Source organism: Psychrobacter sp., from assembly GCF_041554015.1.
In the GTDB taxonomy this organism is placed as follows: Bacteria; Pseudomonadota; Gammaproteobacteria; order Pseudomonadales; family Moraxellaceae; genus Psychrobacter.
This window is the reverse complement of record NZ_JBFFMS010000004.1, coordinates 33817-51439: the sequence shown is the minus strand read 5'-3', so window position 1 is coordinate 51439 and position 17623 is coordinate 33817. Positions and strand designations below refer to the sequence as shown.

Genomic DNA, 17623 nt, shown 5'->3' with positions numbered 1-17623 from the left:
AATAAGTTAGCGTACCAATTTATTTAATCCATCGGCAAAGGCTTTTTTATCACGATCGCCATAAGGTTTTTGCCCGCTCATTTCTTGCAGCTCAAGTACGCCAGTACCACGCATGGTATCCATAAAATCGCGCATATTGAGCTTTTGCTTGATATTGTTTTTATCATAGACCACGCCGCGTGTCGTCAGTACCATGCCACCTTTATCCAAAATATCATTAGCTAATGGGATATCGCTGGTAATCGCCAAATCACCCGGCTGAATCTGCTCAACGATGTAATCATCAGCTTTATCAAAGCCGGATGGCACGACAGTCATCATAAGCAGCGACGACTTACGCAGTTTGATTGGCTGATTGGCGACAAATATCGCCATCGTTTGTGTGCGCTCAGCGGTCTTAATAATTAAGTCTTTGGCAATCAAAGGCACTGAATCTGCATCTATCCATATCTGCATTATTTCTTAGCCTTTTCAGCTTTAGTGTTGGCTGACTCAGTGATTTGCGGCTCATTATCATCATTTACTGAGCTTTTTTTATTTTCAGCGTCAGTCTCTACGTCAGCAGTCGTTAAGCTATCTTCTGCCGTTGTAGGGTTGTTAATGGGCGTTACCTTTTTATCAAGACCGACTTTATTAGGTAGTATGGCGACAAGCTTCGCTAGTGCAGGCTCCAAGTCTGCCACATCGTTTGGCATCAAGGTAATATGCGCAATCTTACGGTCGTCGCGCTCAGCTTTATGGTAACTATGATAATGGACGCCGTCGATATTGAGCACTTCGCTAATATCAGGATATTGCCCTAGGACATTGACCATAATCGCTGGATAGACATTATCAGTATCACCTAGTGGCAGATTGACCACGGCACGAATATGATTTTCAAACTGGCTGGTGACAGCACCTTCAATACTCCAATGACCAGAGTTATGTACGCGCGGTGCTATCTCGTTGGCAAGTAAAGTGTCATTGCCGCGAGCGTCTTTGGTCACAAATAGCTCAAGTGCCATCACGCCGACATAACCCAAATGATTCATCACTTTGGTGATAGCATCGGTCGCTTGCTTAAATAAATGGCTGGTACCAATAGCTGGCGCTTGGGTTTTGGCTAAGATACCTTGATGATGATGGTTTTCGACCAAATCATAACAGCGTACCTGACCGTTTTGACCGCGTGCAGCAATGATAGAAAGCTCACGGCTAAAGTGAATAAAACCTTCTGCAATCAATGGCGCTGGCGTTTGTGTCAGCGTCCCTTTACCACTGACTGCATCTTTTAGCTCTTGCCAAGCGGCTTTGATATCACTGTCTTGTCTGATCACAAACTGACCTTTGCCATCATAACCGCCGCGGCTGGTTTTTAGGACGATAGGCAATCCAAGCTCATGACAAGCTTGCTGTAACTCCGCCTCTGAGCTAACAGACATAAAGGGTACTGTTGCGATATCAAGCGTATTAAACATCTGCTTTTCTTTTAAGCGATCTTGCGCGATATCTAGGGCAATCGTTGGCGGGAACATACCTTGCTTACTACCAGATTTCGATAAATTTGCCAGCTGCTCAACGGTGGCAGTTGGAGTGTTTTCAAACTCTAAAGTAAAGACATCAGCCGCTTCAATAAAGGCGTCCAATTGCTCGCTGCTAAAAACGCGTCCATATAGGCTTGCTGGGCAGTCAGCGCTGTCTTCTAAAAACACGCACTGATAGCCTAATGGCATAGCCGCTTGTGCCAGCATCATACCGAGCTGACCACCGCCTAAAATACCGATGGTGTGAATGGTTTGAGTAACAGGGTAAGCATTCGCTATGGTCATGGCAGGCTCTTTGATTTAAATAAACAATGGGTTAAATGCTTCAAGGTACAAAAATATAAAGGCATAAGGCTAGAAGATTCTAACGAATTAAAATAGGAAAAGGTGCACTGTATGCACCTTATATTTAGTAAAACCTATCTAAAGATAAATATCAAGTAAACCTGATTATATTTAAAGCAAATGATAAAAATGGTCAATATGACAATTTTTATCATTCACTTAAGCTAAATATTAAGAGTTGATAATACCGGGCGTTGGGCTAGCAAGGATAGTATCGGTTTGGGTATTACGCAGATGGTCAAGCTTGGTTGCGATCGACTCATCATGTAATGCCAGTACTTGAATAGCAAGCAGCGCGGCATTATAAGCGCCCGCTGAGCCAATGGCTAAGGTGCCAACTGCCACACCTTTTGGCATCTGAACGATCGACAGTAAGCTGTCCCAACCACTTAGCATAGAAGATTTTACCGGAACACCAAATACAGGTAGCGGCGTTTGGCTGGCACACATACCGGGCAGGTGGGCCGCGCCACCAGCACCAGCGATAATCACGTGCAAGCCATTGCCTTTTGCACTCTTGGCATAGTCGAACAATCTATCAGGGGTGCGGTGCGCTGACACCACTTCACATTCAAAGGCGATATCAAAGTCTGCAAGCAATTGTGCTGCTGCGCTCATGGTTGCCCAATCAGACTGCGAACCCATAATAATGCCAACTTTTGGTTGACCAACGGGGGACGTGATAGGGGCGTTCTGATCGATAGCGTTAACCGCCGCTGAGATGATGCTCATGCTTTGATATCCTCAAAAAGACCATCATACAAAAAATTTGCTGCACTCGTAAAGCCAAGTTTGTGCTTTAGTATCAAAGCAGGTGCAATAGTAACGATTTGGCTTAAAAAGAATGACGTATCGAGCTGCCTTCATCATGACGATATTGTATAAAATGACTGGTCTTTAAAGGTAGTGGCTGCTGACTATCGAGCTGATAACAGGTCAGATAACCGCTATCGACGGCAGCTGAATAATCAGTGCAGACAACTTGCGGACTAAGCGGTTCAGGCTCGCCCGTTAGCCAATAATGTCCGACAAAGACGGGCTTTTGGGTTTTTAGCGCAAAGTCGATATTCTCAGCCAATACATCCTGAGGGATTTGTGCCAATGCCGATAACGGTGCGCGCGCTACTTCATGCAGACTGCGTGTATTTAATTGATCAAGCCACCAGCGTACTCTTACCCGTGTGCGCTCGGTACCTTCTTTATCGACCATTATAAGGCCATTAGGCAGTGGTGTTTCCACGCCTTTTAAGACGCGCTCTAACGCATTAAACTCTACACTGCCTTCTCTAGAAGTGGCAATAAGTCCGTGGGTGGTCAGGCAGTTATTCTCTGTTAATAAGGGCTTTAGTATCGCCATGCTATCAACATCCCAGCAAGCATGGACAAAGCAAGCGTAGTCGGTTTCGAGCCACAAAGGAATCTCATATAGGCGCTTTAGCCAGTATTGATGAGCTTCTGAGCCAAAAGGCACTTCTGCCAAAAACGCCTCATGCTGGCGAGTATGTATCTCATTATGTGAGCGCAGATATTGGCTGCTATCAGCAGGATCAGGGGTCGCATAAGCAAGGGCATTATATTCATGATTGCCCATCACCGCATCAGCAACATCGGCATCAAGCATGGCAAAGACGATTTCTAATGTCGCTACCTGCTGTGAGCCGCGATCAATCAAATCACCAATAAATAGCGCACGATGACCGGCTGGCGGCACAAAGTACTGACCATTATGTACATAACCCAATTGTTGTAACAATCCGACCAGCTTATCTGCGTAGCCGTGAATATCACCGATAACATCTATCATCATAAAGCATCAACGTTGACTAAAAATATTTGAAATATAAGGTAGATTCACAATAGTACTGTTTAAAAACCTGGCGATAACAACGCATTGATAAAATGCGGCAGCACTTGTGGTTCTAAAATAATCGTCGCTATAACCCCGAATGCGCCGCCCCACATATGTGCCATATGATTGATATTTGAGCCGCCGCGTTTATCAGAGTAGATACTGTAAGCGACATAGGCCACTGCAAATAAGATAGCAGGAATAGGAACGATCGCAAACAGATAGATTTTTTCCCAAGGCGCAAGCAATATAAAGGCAAACAATACCGCAGAGACACCGCCCGATGCGCCAAGACTCAAATAGCTGGCACTTTGCTTGTGCTTAATATAACTTGGAATCATCGCGACAATAATCGCTAGGACATAAAAAAGCAAAAAGCCATAGCCGAACAAAAACTTCTGATATAAGCCCTCAATAGCTCGACCAAAAAAGTATAACGTGAACATATTAAAGAGCAAGTGCACGCTATCGGCATGGATAAATCCATGAGTCACAAAGCGATCCCATTGACCATTGTTCACAGCTGGCGGATAAAAAATTAGTCGATTAAAGACAGTTTTGTTTTGCCACGCCAATAGACTGACAATAACCGTAATAATAATGATAAGCGTCGTCTGGTTAAACAAAGGATAGTCCTTAGGTTGGGTATGCTAGATAGCAGTGATAAGTAAGACAATACTTATAACATATAGTGTATTAATTATTTTTATCCAAATATGGCTGATCGACAGTTACCGATTCAGTTTAACTGATTCGTTTTAATAGTAGCAGCAATCAGCAGGCAAAAACCAATATGCGACAAAATTATGCTTTAATACTGAGTTATATCGAATAATATAACATCGTGTGAGCGGCAGTGCGTAATGCTTCGTATACTGACAGTAACGACTGATGCGACAAACATTCAAGATATATTGACCATATGCGTAATATGAACGCTGACAGAGGCTGTAACTTATGAGTATCATTGACCAACTAGAACAAACGGTGACCCCAGCCATATTAGGTAACAATGGCAGCGTCTCCCACGTCAGCTTATTAGAACAGTTTTATGCGATTTTGGCATCGCGTCTGGCATTGCCACCTATTTACTCACAGGTATTGCGTATTGATACCACGGTTATCAGTGAGCATGTGGTACAACCGCCATTATTTGAGCAACTTTGGCAAACCGCAAGCTTACGGCGCTTGATGATTCAAGAGCTGGCATCGACCCATCATATTGATGAGTTTACAACCATGCAGCTCTTGATAAATGCCACGCCACTGGCTTATCAAGAGCTAAAAACACTGGCAAATGGACAATTTTTGCCAGCCTTTTTGCAAGCTGAGCAAGCTTCATTGCGCCCTTATCTGCCGATATGGTCTGCCCCTATCATTGGCGCGCCGCAGCATAGCGATGATGGTCTGTTTCAGGGCCAGAGAGTATTGGCAGCCAACGAGATGCCCGTTGCTGCCATCAATAATGACGAGCCTGTCGTTATCGATAGTATTACTGCGCCAAGTTTTACGACAGCATCGCCGATACCGACTTTGGATGAGCGTCTTAGTACTGATGCGATTCATGTCAGTCCGGCAGCGCATCATTTAGCAGAAAATAGTAGCCTACGCCGAGAAAAAACACGTACCCGTAATCAACGTAATGACATGCTGCTATGGACCTTTGTACTGTTGGGCGCAGTAACCGCTATTGGGCTGGTGTGGGCATTATTAATCAAGCCAAACGATACGCCGCCAGTAGAAGCGGTGGTGACGACGCCAGTGGTCGTGCCGCCTGTGACTGAACCGCCAGCCCAAGTGGCAACGCCTATTGAGCTGATAGTTGGGGTAGATAATAATGGCAGTCTGTATACTTGTAGTGGCTCAGTGGGCGATGCCGCGCTACAAAGTCTATTACAACAGGCGCTCAATACCAGCTTTGGTGAGCAGGCGGGAATGTGTCAGTTAATCGTTAAAGAAGGGGTGGCAAGCAGTATTGCCAATATGCCAGTAGAAGTACTCCCTAATGTGCTGACATTATTGAGGGCAGCACCGTTTGCGCGCTTACAGCTACAAAATGATCGTATGACAGTAGAGGCGCCAGATAGTATGCAGCTACAGCGTTTAATGACAGACATGCGCACTTTACTCCCATCGATGATGATAGAAAGTACCACGCCATTACCATTACCTAGCAGCTCTACTGCTATGAATAATGGTGCGGTTGAGCAACAAGGTATGGCAAGCAATAATTTTAATAATCAATTTGAGAATGCACCTGCCAATAACAATGCTAACAACAGCCCTAATACTGTGGAATATCAAGCGCCAGATGATGAGACTAATGACAGTGTGATGCCAGCACCTGTCAGAAATAATAATACTAATAGCGCTAACAATTTTAATAATGCACCTTCGGGTTCAAATGGCGCTATCTCTTTATCTGAAGCTGATGACATGGCAAACAATATTATTGTGGTAGAACCGGCTCAAGTTAGAAGATAAATTATTATTATTTTTAAAGACGGTAAAATGTTAAAAGTGCCTTATGTTTTATAAGGCAATTTTATTTTATAAGGTTATTCTACTAATCGGCAATTTTTTAGACCACTTTAATTGCCTTAGGTTTTATCTCTTAGCTTAACGTTTCTTGGCTGAACGTTAAGCTAAGTATAAATTGGCAATGTTTACTTTATAAAACTCATAGTTACGAGTAACAACTGAAAGATTACTTATTGTAGCATTTGCACAACAACGCCTTGATTGTGAATACCTTCTTCATACTCTTATAATGGCAAAAGTTGAATCTGGTTATCTCCTATTTTATATCGTGTATTTTTTTAGAGTATGGCTAAGATAAGAGGGTCAAGCATGATTCAAGCCTGTTAAATTTGAGATTCTTAGAATGATCATTTTAGGGAGAGCAGTTTTGATATAACGCTCTTTTTTGCGCGCATCAACGCTATAAACCAAGTTGCATAAAATCAAGTTGCATTAAATTAAGGCACATTAAATCAAGCCACATAAAATAATGAATATAGGAAGGATGCTATGGATATTATCAATCATTTGACACGGACAGTCAGCCCAGCCGTACTTGGAGACGATCACAATCCTGCTAAGAAGAATTTGCTTGAACAGTTTTATGCCATTTTTGCGGCACGTTTAGCAGACAATCATACTCATGACCGTTTTGCCCATGAAACCATTGCTCGTGACGATCAAGGTTTTTATGATCGTGTCTGGACAGAAGACACGCATCGCGATCAAATTGCTCGTGAGCTTGCAGGTAAACACAACGTTGATGTTACGGCGACGCGTGGCTTAATTGCTATGGCAGCACCGCTTGCTTATCATGAAATCAAAAGTTTGGCAGGTTCTACGCCAGTACCACAGTTTTTAAATGAGAATGCTGATGGTTATCAGCGTCATATCCCTATATGGGCGACAGCTGTATTGCCTATCGGTGCGGTTGCTGCTGCGCCTGTTTCTACAGGTACGCCTATATCAGATACGGTGAGCACCGCGCCGCTACAGCGCGAAGCAGAAAAAGATGGCAGCTTTATGAAAGCGCTATTACCTATTATTGGCTTGATCATTTTAGGTGCTTTGGCGTGGGCACTATTAAGAGGTTGCCAAGATAATCCTGAGCCGGTCGGCACGCCTGTTGTGACAGAACAGCAAGCAGCGGATAATGAGGGGCAGGCAGTTGCCGCTGAGATTACACCAGCATCTTTGCGTATTGCTACTGGTGAAAATAACGAGCTTTATGCTTGCCGTATGAATGTGGGTAATGACACCCTACAGAGCAATGTTATGAGCGCCTTGACGGGTGTATTCGGTGATGCGGCCAATAATTGCCGCGCCGATATTGATGACAGTTTCTCAATTGATATGCCTGCAACCGCGCAGCTTGCTACTATCTTACCTATATTCAAAAATGTCCCAAATGCTAGTATGTTGGTTAAAGGCGATACGATTACAGTCAATGCTGCTGACACGGCCGCTTTAACCAAATTAGTCTCTGACTTACAGGCGGCGGCGCCAGCTATGACGGTTATTGCTGAAGGTCCGCTTAATGAGCAGACTGAAATTACTGATAGTTTAACAGCGTCTGAGGCAGCCATGGACAACTTGGGGCAGAACCCAGATCCCCGTGATGTGGCTCGCGCCTTAAGTCTTCAAGTGGTCAATTTTGAAGTCGATAAAGCAGTGATTCCTGATGCCAATAAGGCGTTATTGGACCGTGCTGTGAAGCTGATGGAGCAAGTGCCTAACATGACACTTATGATTATTGGGCACACTGACAAAACAGCAGATCCCGCCTACAATATGAAGTTGTCGGAGGAGCGTGCTCAGGCAATGAAAGATTATTTGATTGCACAAGGGGCTGATCCAACGAAGCTTATGACCAAAGGTATGGGCGAGACTGACCCTATTGCTGATAATTCGACAGAACAAGGTCGTTTTCGTAACCGCCGTATTGAGTTTGTGGTTTATGATGAAACGACTGCAGCAAACGCAGCAAATGATGGCGTAGCGATTAGTAATGAGGCGCTTGATCCAGATCTCAATCCATTAGATAGTAATAATGATGATTTAATGCCAGATGCTGACGATGCTAGCCAAGGTACTGCTTTGGATCCAGCAGCAACTAACTAAGCAAAACGTTCAAAATAGCGTGTTAATACATAAATCAGATTACTGTATAAATCAAAAAAACCGCACCTTAATTAAGATGCGGTTTTTGTTTGGCTTGTCTTTATATAAATATTAAATTGCTTGCCATTTATTAGATGTAGCTGGTTGGATCTTTTAGCTCAAGATTAGCAGGCGCACTAGAGTCTGATTGAGTAGGAAAAAAGGTCTGTGAAATATTCTCTTTTGCCTGTTGCCAATGGTCAAACTGCTGACAAGTTGATGCAAGGTCGCCTTGCCAAACCGGTATCTGCCCACGCATAGTTTTGATACGTTTTTGATTGGGATAGGGCAGCTCCTGCGCCGCTTTTGCTGCTTCATGAGCGGCGACGCGATCGTTACAGACTAGCGCAATATCACAGCCAGCTTCGATCGCTGCTTTGACGCGGGCGCTAACATCCCCTGCAGCTTTTGCGCCTGCCATCGACAAATCATCAGAAAATAATACCCCATCAAAATTTAGCTGCTGACGGATAATGTCTTTAAGCCAAATTTTAGAAAAACCCGCTGGCTTGTTATCCACTTGCGAGAAAATCACATGCGCTGGCATCAAAGCATCGAGCAAAGGCAGTGTTTGCGCAAATGGCTGCATATCACTATTCATAATCTCATCCAAGCTACGATCATCGATGGCTTCAGCAACATGCGAATCAGGCGCTATCGCACCGTGACCGGGGAAATGCTTGCCCGTGGTTGCCATGCCAGCGGCTTTCATACCACGCATAAACTGGCTTGCCAAAGCAATGATGGCTTGGGGCTCATGATGGAAGCTGCGATCGCCAATTACTTGACTGATACCATCTCTATCAAGCACCGGTGCAAAGCTCAAATCAATGCCCACTGCCAATACTTCCGCTGCCATCAAATAACCACAATCATAGGCACAGTCTAGCGCGCGATTGGGGTCTTGGTTAAATAATTCACCAAGCCGACCCATCGCTGGCAGTGGCGTAAAACCGTGGCGCAATCTGGCAACGCGCCCTCCTTCTTGATCGACCCCGATGAGGATATCAGCATTGTGACAGCGTATATCGTCACATAGGGCACGTACTTGGGCAGCATCGGTGACGTTTCTGGCGAACAATATGACCCCACCAACTTGTGCTTGTCTAATTAAGCTAACATCTTCAGCCGTCAGCGCGGTACTATCGATATCAATCATTAAAACGCCATACATTGCGTGATCCTTATGAGGTTATATATTGTTATATGATACGTTAAAATAAAAAACTATGAGAAATGACATCCATTATTTATCGCTATCACGGTCTTATTATGACAGTAATTGCAAGTCGAACATAATGTATCACGGGGTTTCATTTGCAGGCATTTTAATAAATTGACCGTTTTTCGTTAAATGGACGCGTCTGATTGATGCAATTGACTTATGCAACTGACTTATGCAATAGGCAACTTGGTATGAGCGCGCGCAGCGTGTAAGATTGTTTATACAGTTTGAGACAGAGCTATATTGACGTTCATGCTAATATTGATTGGTTTTTTAATGATAACACCAACACACTCCTTGTATAGATATAAGCTTTTAGGGCTAGCGTAACGCATGGTTTAATGTTAAATATAAGAGCATAAAAATAGCCAAGTTTTATGGACAGCCATTTATAGATGTTTTTGGATGTTGCTAAAAACAGAGCATACTTTTCACTTAAAATAATTAGGTATATATGATGAAAAAACAACCAGCACAGTGGTTACTCAGTGCAGCGTCAGTGGGCATCGCAGGTATAATACTTACTCAGAGCTACGGCACGGCAGTAGCTGATACCCATACTGAAGGCTTTAAACAGACGCCTGAGCAGCAGGTTACCACGCGCCAAGTAGCGGCATTGCTGGATCGCAGTCATTATCTTAATCAGCCACTTGATACGGCAACAGGTAGCGAGATTCTGTCGATGTATATCGATAGTCTTGATCCAAACCATACGCTGTTTTTACAATCTGACGTTGATGAATTTAAGAAAAAGTATGCTGATGAGTTTGGCGCGCGTCTAAAGCGTGGTGATTTATCTGCTGGCGTAGAGGTGTTTGAGCGCTATCGTAAACGCTCAAATGAGTATTTTGCGATGGCAAAGAAGATGCTAAAAACCGATATTGATTTGACCAGTAAAGATACCATCGTGTTGGACCGTGAAAAGCTCAATCACTTTAAGACCAAAAAAGAGCAGCGCGACTATTGGACGAAACAATTAAAGTTTCAGCTAATGAGCATCACCTTGGGTAAAGAGGATGAAAAGGCAAAAGAAAAAGTCTTTTTAGACAATCCAGATATTACCCGCGGTCAAGACTTGGTGCGTAATGATGAGCGCACCCCAAGTGAGATTTTGCTTAATCGCTTATCGCGTCAGCAGGAGCAGTTTACCCGTCTTAAAGATGATGAGATTATGGAAACCATCTTGAATACGGCAATGCTAACCTATGATCCGCACAGTAATTATTATGCGCCCATTCAAGCCAATGAGTTGCAAATTCAATCTAGTCTTCAATTAGAAGGGATAGGGGTATCTATCCGCCCTGACCGCAAAAACCCAGACTATACGCGTATTGTGACCTTGGTCGATGGCGGTCCTGCCGCAAAATCAGGTCAAATCAAGCCCAATGATTTGATCATTGGTATTGCTAAAGACGGTGAGACCATGACTGATGTGGTCGGCTGGTCAACGCGTGAAATCGTTAGCTTGATTCGTGGTAAACGCGGTACATCAGTGACCATTAAAGTACGTCAGCCCAATACCCCTGACGCCAGTGCCCGTAATGTGACCGTGGTTCGCGATATTATTCAGCAAGAAGAATCTGGTGTTACTCATCGTGTCGTTGAAGTACAGCGTCCAAATATTGATAAAACCCCAAAACGTATCGGTGTTCTTGAAATCCCAAGCTTCTATCTAAACTACCGTGCTCGCCGTAATGGTGAAGATTATCGTAGTGTCAGTATAGATACCGAAAAAGCCTTAAAAGAGTTAAATAAAGAAAACATTGATGGTTTGGTGGTCGATCTGCGTAATAATCCAGGTGGCTCGCTAGATGAAGTTGCCAAAATGCTGGGCTTCTTTATTAAGAGCGGTCCGCTGGTACAGATTCGTGACAACCGCGGCAATATTCAAGTGTATCGTGACGATGACGGCGGCGAGCAGTTATATGATGGCAAGGTAGTGGTTTTAACCAACCTAGCATCTGCATCTGCCAGTGAGATTTTTGCTGCTGCCATCCAAGATTATGGACGTGGCTTGGTGGTTGGTAGTACAACGACGGGCAAGGGCTCTGCGCAGATTCAATTAGACAGTTTGGCGCTTGGTTCAGCGACATTAACGCAGCGTAAATTCTATCGTATTACTGGTGGCAGTACGCAGAATAAGGGCGTGGTACCAGATGTTGAACTGGTCAATATCTATGACGATGCAACCTTTGGTGAGCGCGCACAGAAAAAAGCGCTGCCTTGGGATACCATAAAGACGGCGCCTTATAAGCCTGAAGGTAAATTTACGTCGGATACCTTGGCGACGCTGAATCAGCAATCAAAAATCCGTCAACAAAAAAATCCACAATTTGTGTATTTATCGACCCTTAACGATATTCGCAATATGGAAGATGAGAAAAAACCCATTGCCTTAGATATCAATAAACGCCGTGCCAAAATGCAGCTGATAGAGAAACGCTCGTTAGAAGCTGAGAATAAGCGTCAGATTGCCTCGGGTGAGCGCCCTTATGCCAATTGGAATACTTATCAAGCGGCAATGGATGCAAAGTTTGAAGAGCGTAGTCAGATGAAGGCTGCGGAGCGTCCAGAGTTGCCAGAAGATGAGGCGTTCATTAATGAGGCGGCTTATATTATGCTCAGTGCTGAACCAATGAAGCTAAGCAGTCCTGAAGAAAAGCTATAATGACGTGCGCTAAACCAGCTTTCATGCAGCTATTTAAACCTACAAAAAGATGCATGTAAGCATATGCTTACATGCATTGACGTTTAGACCTCTTACTTAGCATGGGTCAATCTGCGATTATACATCTACGGCATGATTGAACTGAAAGGTTTAGAGGTACTAGGGATTGGTAGCTGGCACGTCGTATAAGGGATAGGTAGTTTGCTGATTAGGGATGATAGGGCTGGATGCCCGACCGTTATAAAATACTTCGGGATTAAGTATTGAATGACAGTAACATGGATGGTTGGTAATAAAAGCCGTATAATGCTAGTCGTTATGCGGCTTTGTTACGTCTGGGCTTTGTGATATGTACAAGGTGCTAATACTGAGTAAGTGCAGATAACACTCTTTCTGTTTGCCTAAAAAAGATAGTTACCCATAAAAAAGGGTCAGTAGAAAACTCTACTGACCCTTGGCGATAAACGATGTGATATATCATTTACTGCCTACACATCTCACCATAATCAATCAGTGATTAGTGCTCAACGCCACCTGCGCCATGTACATGACCGTGGTTCAATTCGTCTTCAGTAGCAGCGCGTACTTCTTGGATTTCAACATCAAACGTCAAACGCTTGCCAGCTAGTGGATGATTGGCATCAACAGTCACTTCTGTGTCGTTGACAGCAGTAACGGTTACTAGCATGACTTGACCGCCAGCTTCTGACTGAAACTGCATACCAGGCTGGATATCATCAACGCCTTGGAAGTTATCACGTGGTACATGTTGTACCGCTTGTTCTTGGTATTCGCCGTAACCATCAGCAGGCTCAACAACGGCATTGACTCTTTCGCCAGCAGATTTGCCTTCTAGTTGTTGCTCTAGACCTGGGATGATATTGCTGTGACCGTGCAAATAAGCCAGTGGTTGACCTTCTGGAGATTGGTCAAGGATATTACCTTCGTCGTCTTTTAGCGTGTAGTTAAACTTGACGGCAGTGTCTTTTGCGATAGTAGTCATAAATTATCCTAAATATGTTGATATTAAAAATTAAATACGGTTGCAATAAAATAAACCTAAAAAAGCCAATCAGCCAGCCAAATAGCCACGTCATCAGTTAATTATCATCAGTTTATTAGGGTAACTTTAGCAGTTAGCTTCTTTAATTGCGATAACTGCCATCACTTTCAAGGCTAAAAGCACAAAAAATGCCAATTAATCGTGTAATAGAGCAGAATAATTAGTATTTTTAGCCCATTTGCTAATAAACGCTTGCTCAGTTTTTGCTTAGCCAGTTGCGTTTTTGAGCAATGACTTCTACCATAGTGATAACGATAAGGATAAAAAATATGACCGTCATCTCTCATGCCGCTTATCATCAGCTATCTAATATTCATTACCAATTCGACTTTGAGCGTTTTTTAGAGCATCTGGTTGATGTCTCGCTGACCTTTATAGCAAATACAGATGCGCCAAGCTTATGGTTGCCAGCATGGATACCGGGCAGCTATTTGCTACGTGAATTTGCGCGCAATATTACTGCTGTACATTATGAGGTAGTGGATGAAGCGTTGCCGGATAGCCAAATTACGCATAATAATAGAAAGCCCAAGCGTTATCGCACCCAAAAAACTGACAAGCATACATGGCAGCTGCCAGAGGCGAAAGCAGGGCAGACGATAAGCGTATATTACGAGGTATATTGTTATGATTTATCGGTACGTACCGCTTATGTTGATCAGCAGCGGCTGTACGGCAATTTTACCTCACTGGCATTGGCGGTCGATGGGCAAGAGCAATCACCAGTACAAGTCAGCTTGATAGTGCCTAAAGCCTTTTTTAGCGATAAAGATAAAGAACACGTATTGTTGGCATGTGGGCTTAAAGCGACACACTTACAAAGTAATAAGCAAGATTTATATAGTGTGCAGGCGGACAGCTATCATGAGCTGATTGATTATCCGTTTGAGATTGCGCTACAAGAGAAGTTTGATTTTATTATTCAAGATAATCAGCACCAGACGCTGGGTCATCAATTTTTCCTTGCTGGTAAGCACAATGCCAATATGGGACGATTGCAGCAAGACCTGACTCAGATTTGTCAGACCTATCTTAACTGGTTGGGTGATGCACCGTTTGATGATTACACCTTTATGACCTATGCCAGCGGGCAAGATTATGGCGGTTTGGAGCACATCAATTCGACCAGTCTGATTACCCCGCGCCGTGATCTACCTCATACTAATGAGTCAGCAGTACCAAGTAGTGATTATCAGCGATTTTTGGGCTTATGTAGTCATGAATACTTTCATGCATGGTGGGTGAAGACCGTCCGTCCGGATGTGATGCTAGATGTGGATTTACGCCGTGAAGCGTTTACCCCTTTACTTTGGGTGTTTGAAGGCTTTACCTCCTATATTGATGATTTTATGCTGCAAGCGTCAGGAGTGATCGATAAGGCAAGTTATCTAAAGCTACTTTCCGAACAAATCAATCGCTATTATCAAACGCCGGGTCGCGCGCAGCAAAGTGTGGCAGAGTCAAGCTTTGATGCGTGGATTAAGCTGTATCGCAACGATGAAAATACTGGCAATGCGGGTATCAGTTACTACAATAAAGGCGCTTTGGTAGCGTTATGTTTGGATTTAATGCTACTAGAAAGGAGCGCGGGACGTTATCGTTTATTTGATGTGGTCAAAGCTTTTTATGAGCAAGCAAAGCAAAATGACAAAAAGCGCATCGGTATCAGTAGTGCCGATATGGGAGCTGTCATTGGGCAATTTATACCAGTAGCAGAGTGGCAAGCGTTTGAAAGCCGCTATGTTAATGGTGTCGAAGAATTACCGCTTGAAAAACTGTTAGCCGCTCATGGTATTGAGTTTCATATCAACAGTAAAGAAACCTCAGATAAGCACGTACCGTGGGGTATGAGATGTACAGAAACGCCAGCTGGGCTTAAGGTTAGTAGGGTAACGCGTGGGAGCGCTGCTGCCAAAGCAGGTATATCAGCACATGATGTCATTATCGCCATTGATGCTATCAAAGCAGATAATAAGCAATTGGCAGCTTTTACTCAGGCCTCAGATGAGGTTGAGTGCCATCTGTTCCGCCGTGATGAGCTGATGATGGTCAAAGTCTTACCAAAAATAGATACAGATGATACTCATGATTCTGAGAAGGTATATCCACATAGCATTAGCTTACGTTTGGCTAAGAAAGACGAAGATAAAGCAAATAATGTAAAAACAGAGAGCGCTTGGTTGGATCTTATGAGGCATGCTCAGTAATAGTGATTTTGCTATCACATATAAATGATGGCTCTTTAAAAATAGTGGCCATTAAAAAGCCCATGCTAAGTATCCGTATTTAGCATGGGCTATTTGCTATAAGCTTAAATTTTAAGCGGCAGGTTTATTGGCTTTGGCAGAATCGATTGCCTCTTTCATGGCTTCTTTAGGGGTCAAAGACGTTTCTTGCTCGGTAGCAACGGTCGCCTCTTTTGCAGTCGATGATGTCCTTGCAATCCAGCTTTCTATCAGCTCAATTTCAGGCTGCTGGGCATCAATGATATCTTGTGCCAATTTACGCATCTCTTTATCAGTACCATATTGCAGCTGGGTTTTTGCCATATCTACCGCGCTGCGATGATGGGGCAGCATTCCACGTGCAAATGCCATATCTGGTACAGGGTCTGTAATACCCGCCATCATATCTGCATGCATAGTATCCATCCCGTTAGCATAAGCTTGTTGCATCGCTTCGGTATTGGGCTTAGGTTTGGGCGTATCAGGGTGGCTGGCAAGCCATTTATTGAGGATATCGATTTCAAGCTGTTGTGAGTCCATGATATCTTGTGCAAGTTGACGCATCGTCTCATCGGTACCGTATTTCAGCTCAATCTTTGCCATATCTACGGCGCCGCGATGATGCCCAAGCATACTTTTAGCAAAGGCGGTATCTGGATCGTTATACGCTATCCCCACCATCATCTCATTATGCATGTCAGTCATCGACTTGGTATAGTCTTTAAGCATGTCTGTCATGGGCGTTGCATCTGATGTAGTCTCAGGCATCATCACGTCATGACCTGCATGAGCGTCCTTCTCATCATGGCTGTCAGGCTGCTCTGTTGTGATTGGTACATCATCTTGCATTGCATTTATCTCACTATCATCCGCTTTTGGCTGACAGGCGCTGAGTAATAAAGCAGCAGAAACCCCACTAGCAAATAAGGCAAAACGATGTAAAACAGTCATGACATATCCTTACTATAGATTTAACGAACCATAAATTGAGCAAACCATAAATTAAGCAAAAAGCGTGACTATCATATAAAACATATAGCCCAATATTAACAGGCCAATCTTACTCTTTCGAGACGCTATGTTTAAGATGTCGTAGTTTAAAGTGTCATAGTTTAAGGTCTCTTAATATAGGTAGCTTAGGTCTATGACAACTAACCTATAACACCAAGTCTAAGGCATTGCTCATGATTTAGAGTGACGCGTACGAACTCACCGACCCCAAGCTCCCCAAGCTCAAACCCTGCCACTGACCAGCGTATCAAGCGTAAACAAGGCAGCCCCACATGTGCGGTCATGCGCCTTACTTGGCGATTTTTGCCCTCATAAATTGTGAGCATTAGCCATGACGTTGGGATACTTTTACGTTCACGGATGGGCGGATCACGCTGCCAAAGCTTAATAGGCAAATCGGCTTCATCGACCAAGACGACAGAGGCGGGCAAGGTCTTGCCATCTTTTAGTATCACGCCACTTGCCAGCTGTTTTAATTGAGCCGTAGTAACCGTGCCCTCTACTTGTACCAGATAAGTCTTGCCCTGCTTTTGTTTATTTTGCGCAAAACCTTTTATGGAGGGCGGCTGCGTGATGGCTTTATTAATCCGTCCATCACTGGTCAGGATCAGTAAACCCTCTGAGGTGGCATCAAGCCGGCCGGCAACTCGTACTGATTTGTCTGTAATATACTCTGATAAAGTAGCATGGTCATTATTGCTGTCATCACGGAATTGGCTTTGTACGCCGTAAGGCTTATTAAACAAAATCAGGCTAGAGCTGGTCATAAAATAGCGTTTCCCAAAAACAAATGACAGGTAGCAGTCATAAAATAGCATGGTTGATAAAGGGATAAAATATACAAGTTACTAACCTATATAGCCCTAGCATAACAGAATGCTGGGCAAGCTTAAAATATTTAGCTTATCAAAGGCCAGCTCTTTAGATGGTCGCAAGACTTATCAGAATTATAAGCATTCAAAACACCTAAAAAACAAGCCTAAATAGCAGATAAAAAAACACCCCAAAATCTAATATTTTGGGGTGTTGTA

The 17623-nt window shown here is 43.7% G+C and carries 13 protein-coding genes; 4 read left to right on the top strand and 9 right to left on the bottom strand.

What is annotated here, in order from left to right; translation table 11 throughout:
• Positions 1–6: 6 nt before the first annotated feature.
• From ABYU67_RS02420 to ABYU67_RS02400, 5 genes are all read right to left on the bottom strand, one after another.
• A complete protein-coding gene (locus ABYU67_RS02420) occupies positions 7–456 on the bottom strand; it encodes a DUF188 domain-containing protein (protein WP_372843427.1) in 450 nt (149 codons plus the stop codon).
• The gene (locus ABYU67_RS02415) at positions 456–1811 is read right to left on the bottom strand and encodes a 5-(carboxyamino)imidazole ribonucleotide synthase (RefSeq protein WP_372843426.1); all 1356 of its coding nucleotides are present in this window, start codon (positions 1809–1811) and stop codon (positions 456–458) included. Before ABYU67_RS02415 ends, ABYU67_RS02420 begins: the two co-directional genes overlap by 1 nt.
• Before the next feature lie 231 nt (positions 1812–2042).
• Positions 2043–2603, bottom strand: a complete 561-nt coding sequence (gene purE / locus ABYU67_RS02410) for a 5-(carboxyamino)imidazole ribonucleotide mutase (protein WP_372843425.1) — start codon at positions 2601–2603, stop codon at positions 2043–2045.
• A gap of 103 nt (positions 2604–2706) precedes the next feature.
• Positions 2707–3678, bottom strand: coding sequence for a metallophosphoesterase (locus tag ABYU67_RS02405; RefSeq protein ID WP_372843424.1), 972 nt, complete (start codon positions 3676–3678; stop codon positions 2707–2709).
• Positions 3679–3737: 59 nt separating this feature from the next.
• Positions 3738–4346, bottom strand: a complete 609-nt coding sequence (locus tag ABYU67_RS02400; protein ID WP_372843423.1) for a rhomboid family intramembrane serine protease — start codon at positions 4344–4346, stop codon at positions 3738–3740.
• Between the two features lie 331 nt (positions 4347–4677).
• Here ABYU67_RS02400 and ABYU67_RS02395 point away from each other — a divergent pair, with 331 nt between their 5' ends.
• Together ABYU67_RS02395 and ABYU67_RS02390 are read left to right on the top strand one after the other, a co-directional pair.
• Positions 4678–6204 carry a hypothetical protein gene (locus ABYU67_RS02395; protein ID WP_372843422.1) on the top strand — a complete coding sequence of 509 codons (1527 nt, stop codon included), beginning with the start codon at positions 4678–4680 and terminating at the stop codon, positions 6202–6204.
• Positions 6205–6750: 546 nt separating this feature from the next.
• Complete coding sequence (locus ABYU67_RS02390; RefSeq protein ID WP_372843421.1) at positions 6751–8361, top strand: OmpA family protein; 1611 nt, start codon at positions 6751–6753, stop codon at positions 8359–8361.
• A gap of 130 nt (positions 8362–8491) precedes the next feature.
• On the opposite strand, the gene nagZ is transcribed toward ABYU67_RS02390, so the two are convergent.
• The gene (nagZ, locus tag ABYU67_RS02385; protein WP_372843420.1) at positions 8492–9574 is read right to left on the bottom strand and encodes a beta-N-acetylhexosaminidase; all 1083 of its coding nucleotides are present in this window, start codon (positions 9572–9574) and stop codon (positions 8492–8494) included.
• A 508-nt stretch (positions 9575–10082) separates the two neighbouring features.
• Between nagZ and ABYU67_RS02380 the strand changes: the two genes are divergently transcribed.
• Positions 10083–12293, top strand: a complete 2211-nt coding sequence (locus ABYU67_RS02380; protein WP_372843474.1) for a carboxy terminal-processing peptidase — start codon at positions 10083–10085, stop codon at positions 12291–12293.
• 517 nt (positions 12294–12810) lie between these two features.
• On the opposite strand, the gene ABYU67_RS02375 is transcribed toward ABYU67_RS02380, so the two are convergent.
• Positions 12811–13296, bottom strand: coding sequence for a peptidylprolyl isomerase (locus ABYU67_RS02375; protein WP_372843419.1), 486 nt, complete (start codon positions 13294–13296; stop codon positions 12811–12813).
• A 329-nt stretch (positions 13297–13625) separates the two neighbouring features.
• Between ABYU67_RS02375 and ABYU67_RS02370 the strand changes: the two genes are divergently transcribed.
• A complete protein-coding gene (locus ABYU67_RS02370) occupies positions 13626–15563 on the top strand; it encodes a M61 family metallopeptidase (RefSeq protein WP_372843418.1) in 1938 nt (645 codons plus the stop codon).
• A gap of 111 nt (positions 15564–15674) precedes the next feature.
• Here the strand turns inward: ABYU67_RS02370 and ABYU67_RS02365 are convergent, their stop codons facing one another.
• Complete coding sequence (locus ABYU67_RS02365) at positions 15675–16532, bottom strand: DUF305 domain-containing protein (protein WP_372843417.1); 858 nt, start codon at positions 16530–16532, stop codon at positions 15675–15677.
• Between the two features lie 200 nt (positions 16533–16732).
• Positions 16733–17359, bottom strand: coding sequence for an rRNA large subunit pseudouridine synthase E (locus ABYU67_RS02360; protein WP_372843416.1), 627 nt, complete (start codon positions 17357–17359; stop codon positions 16733–16735).
• Positions 17360–17623 lie beyond the last annotated feature (264 nt).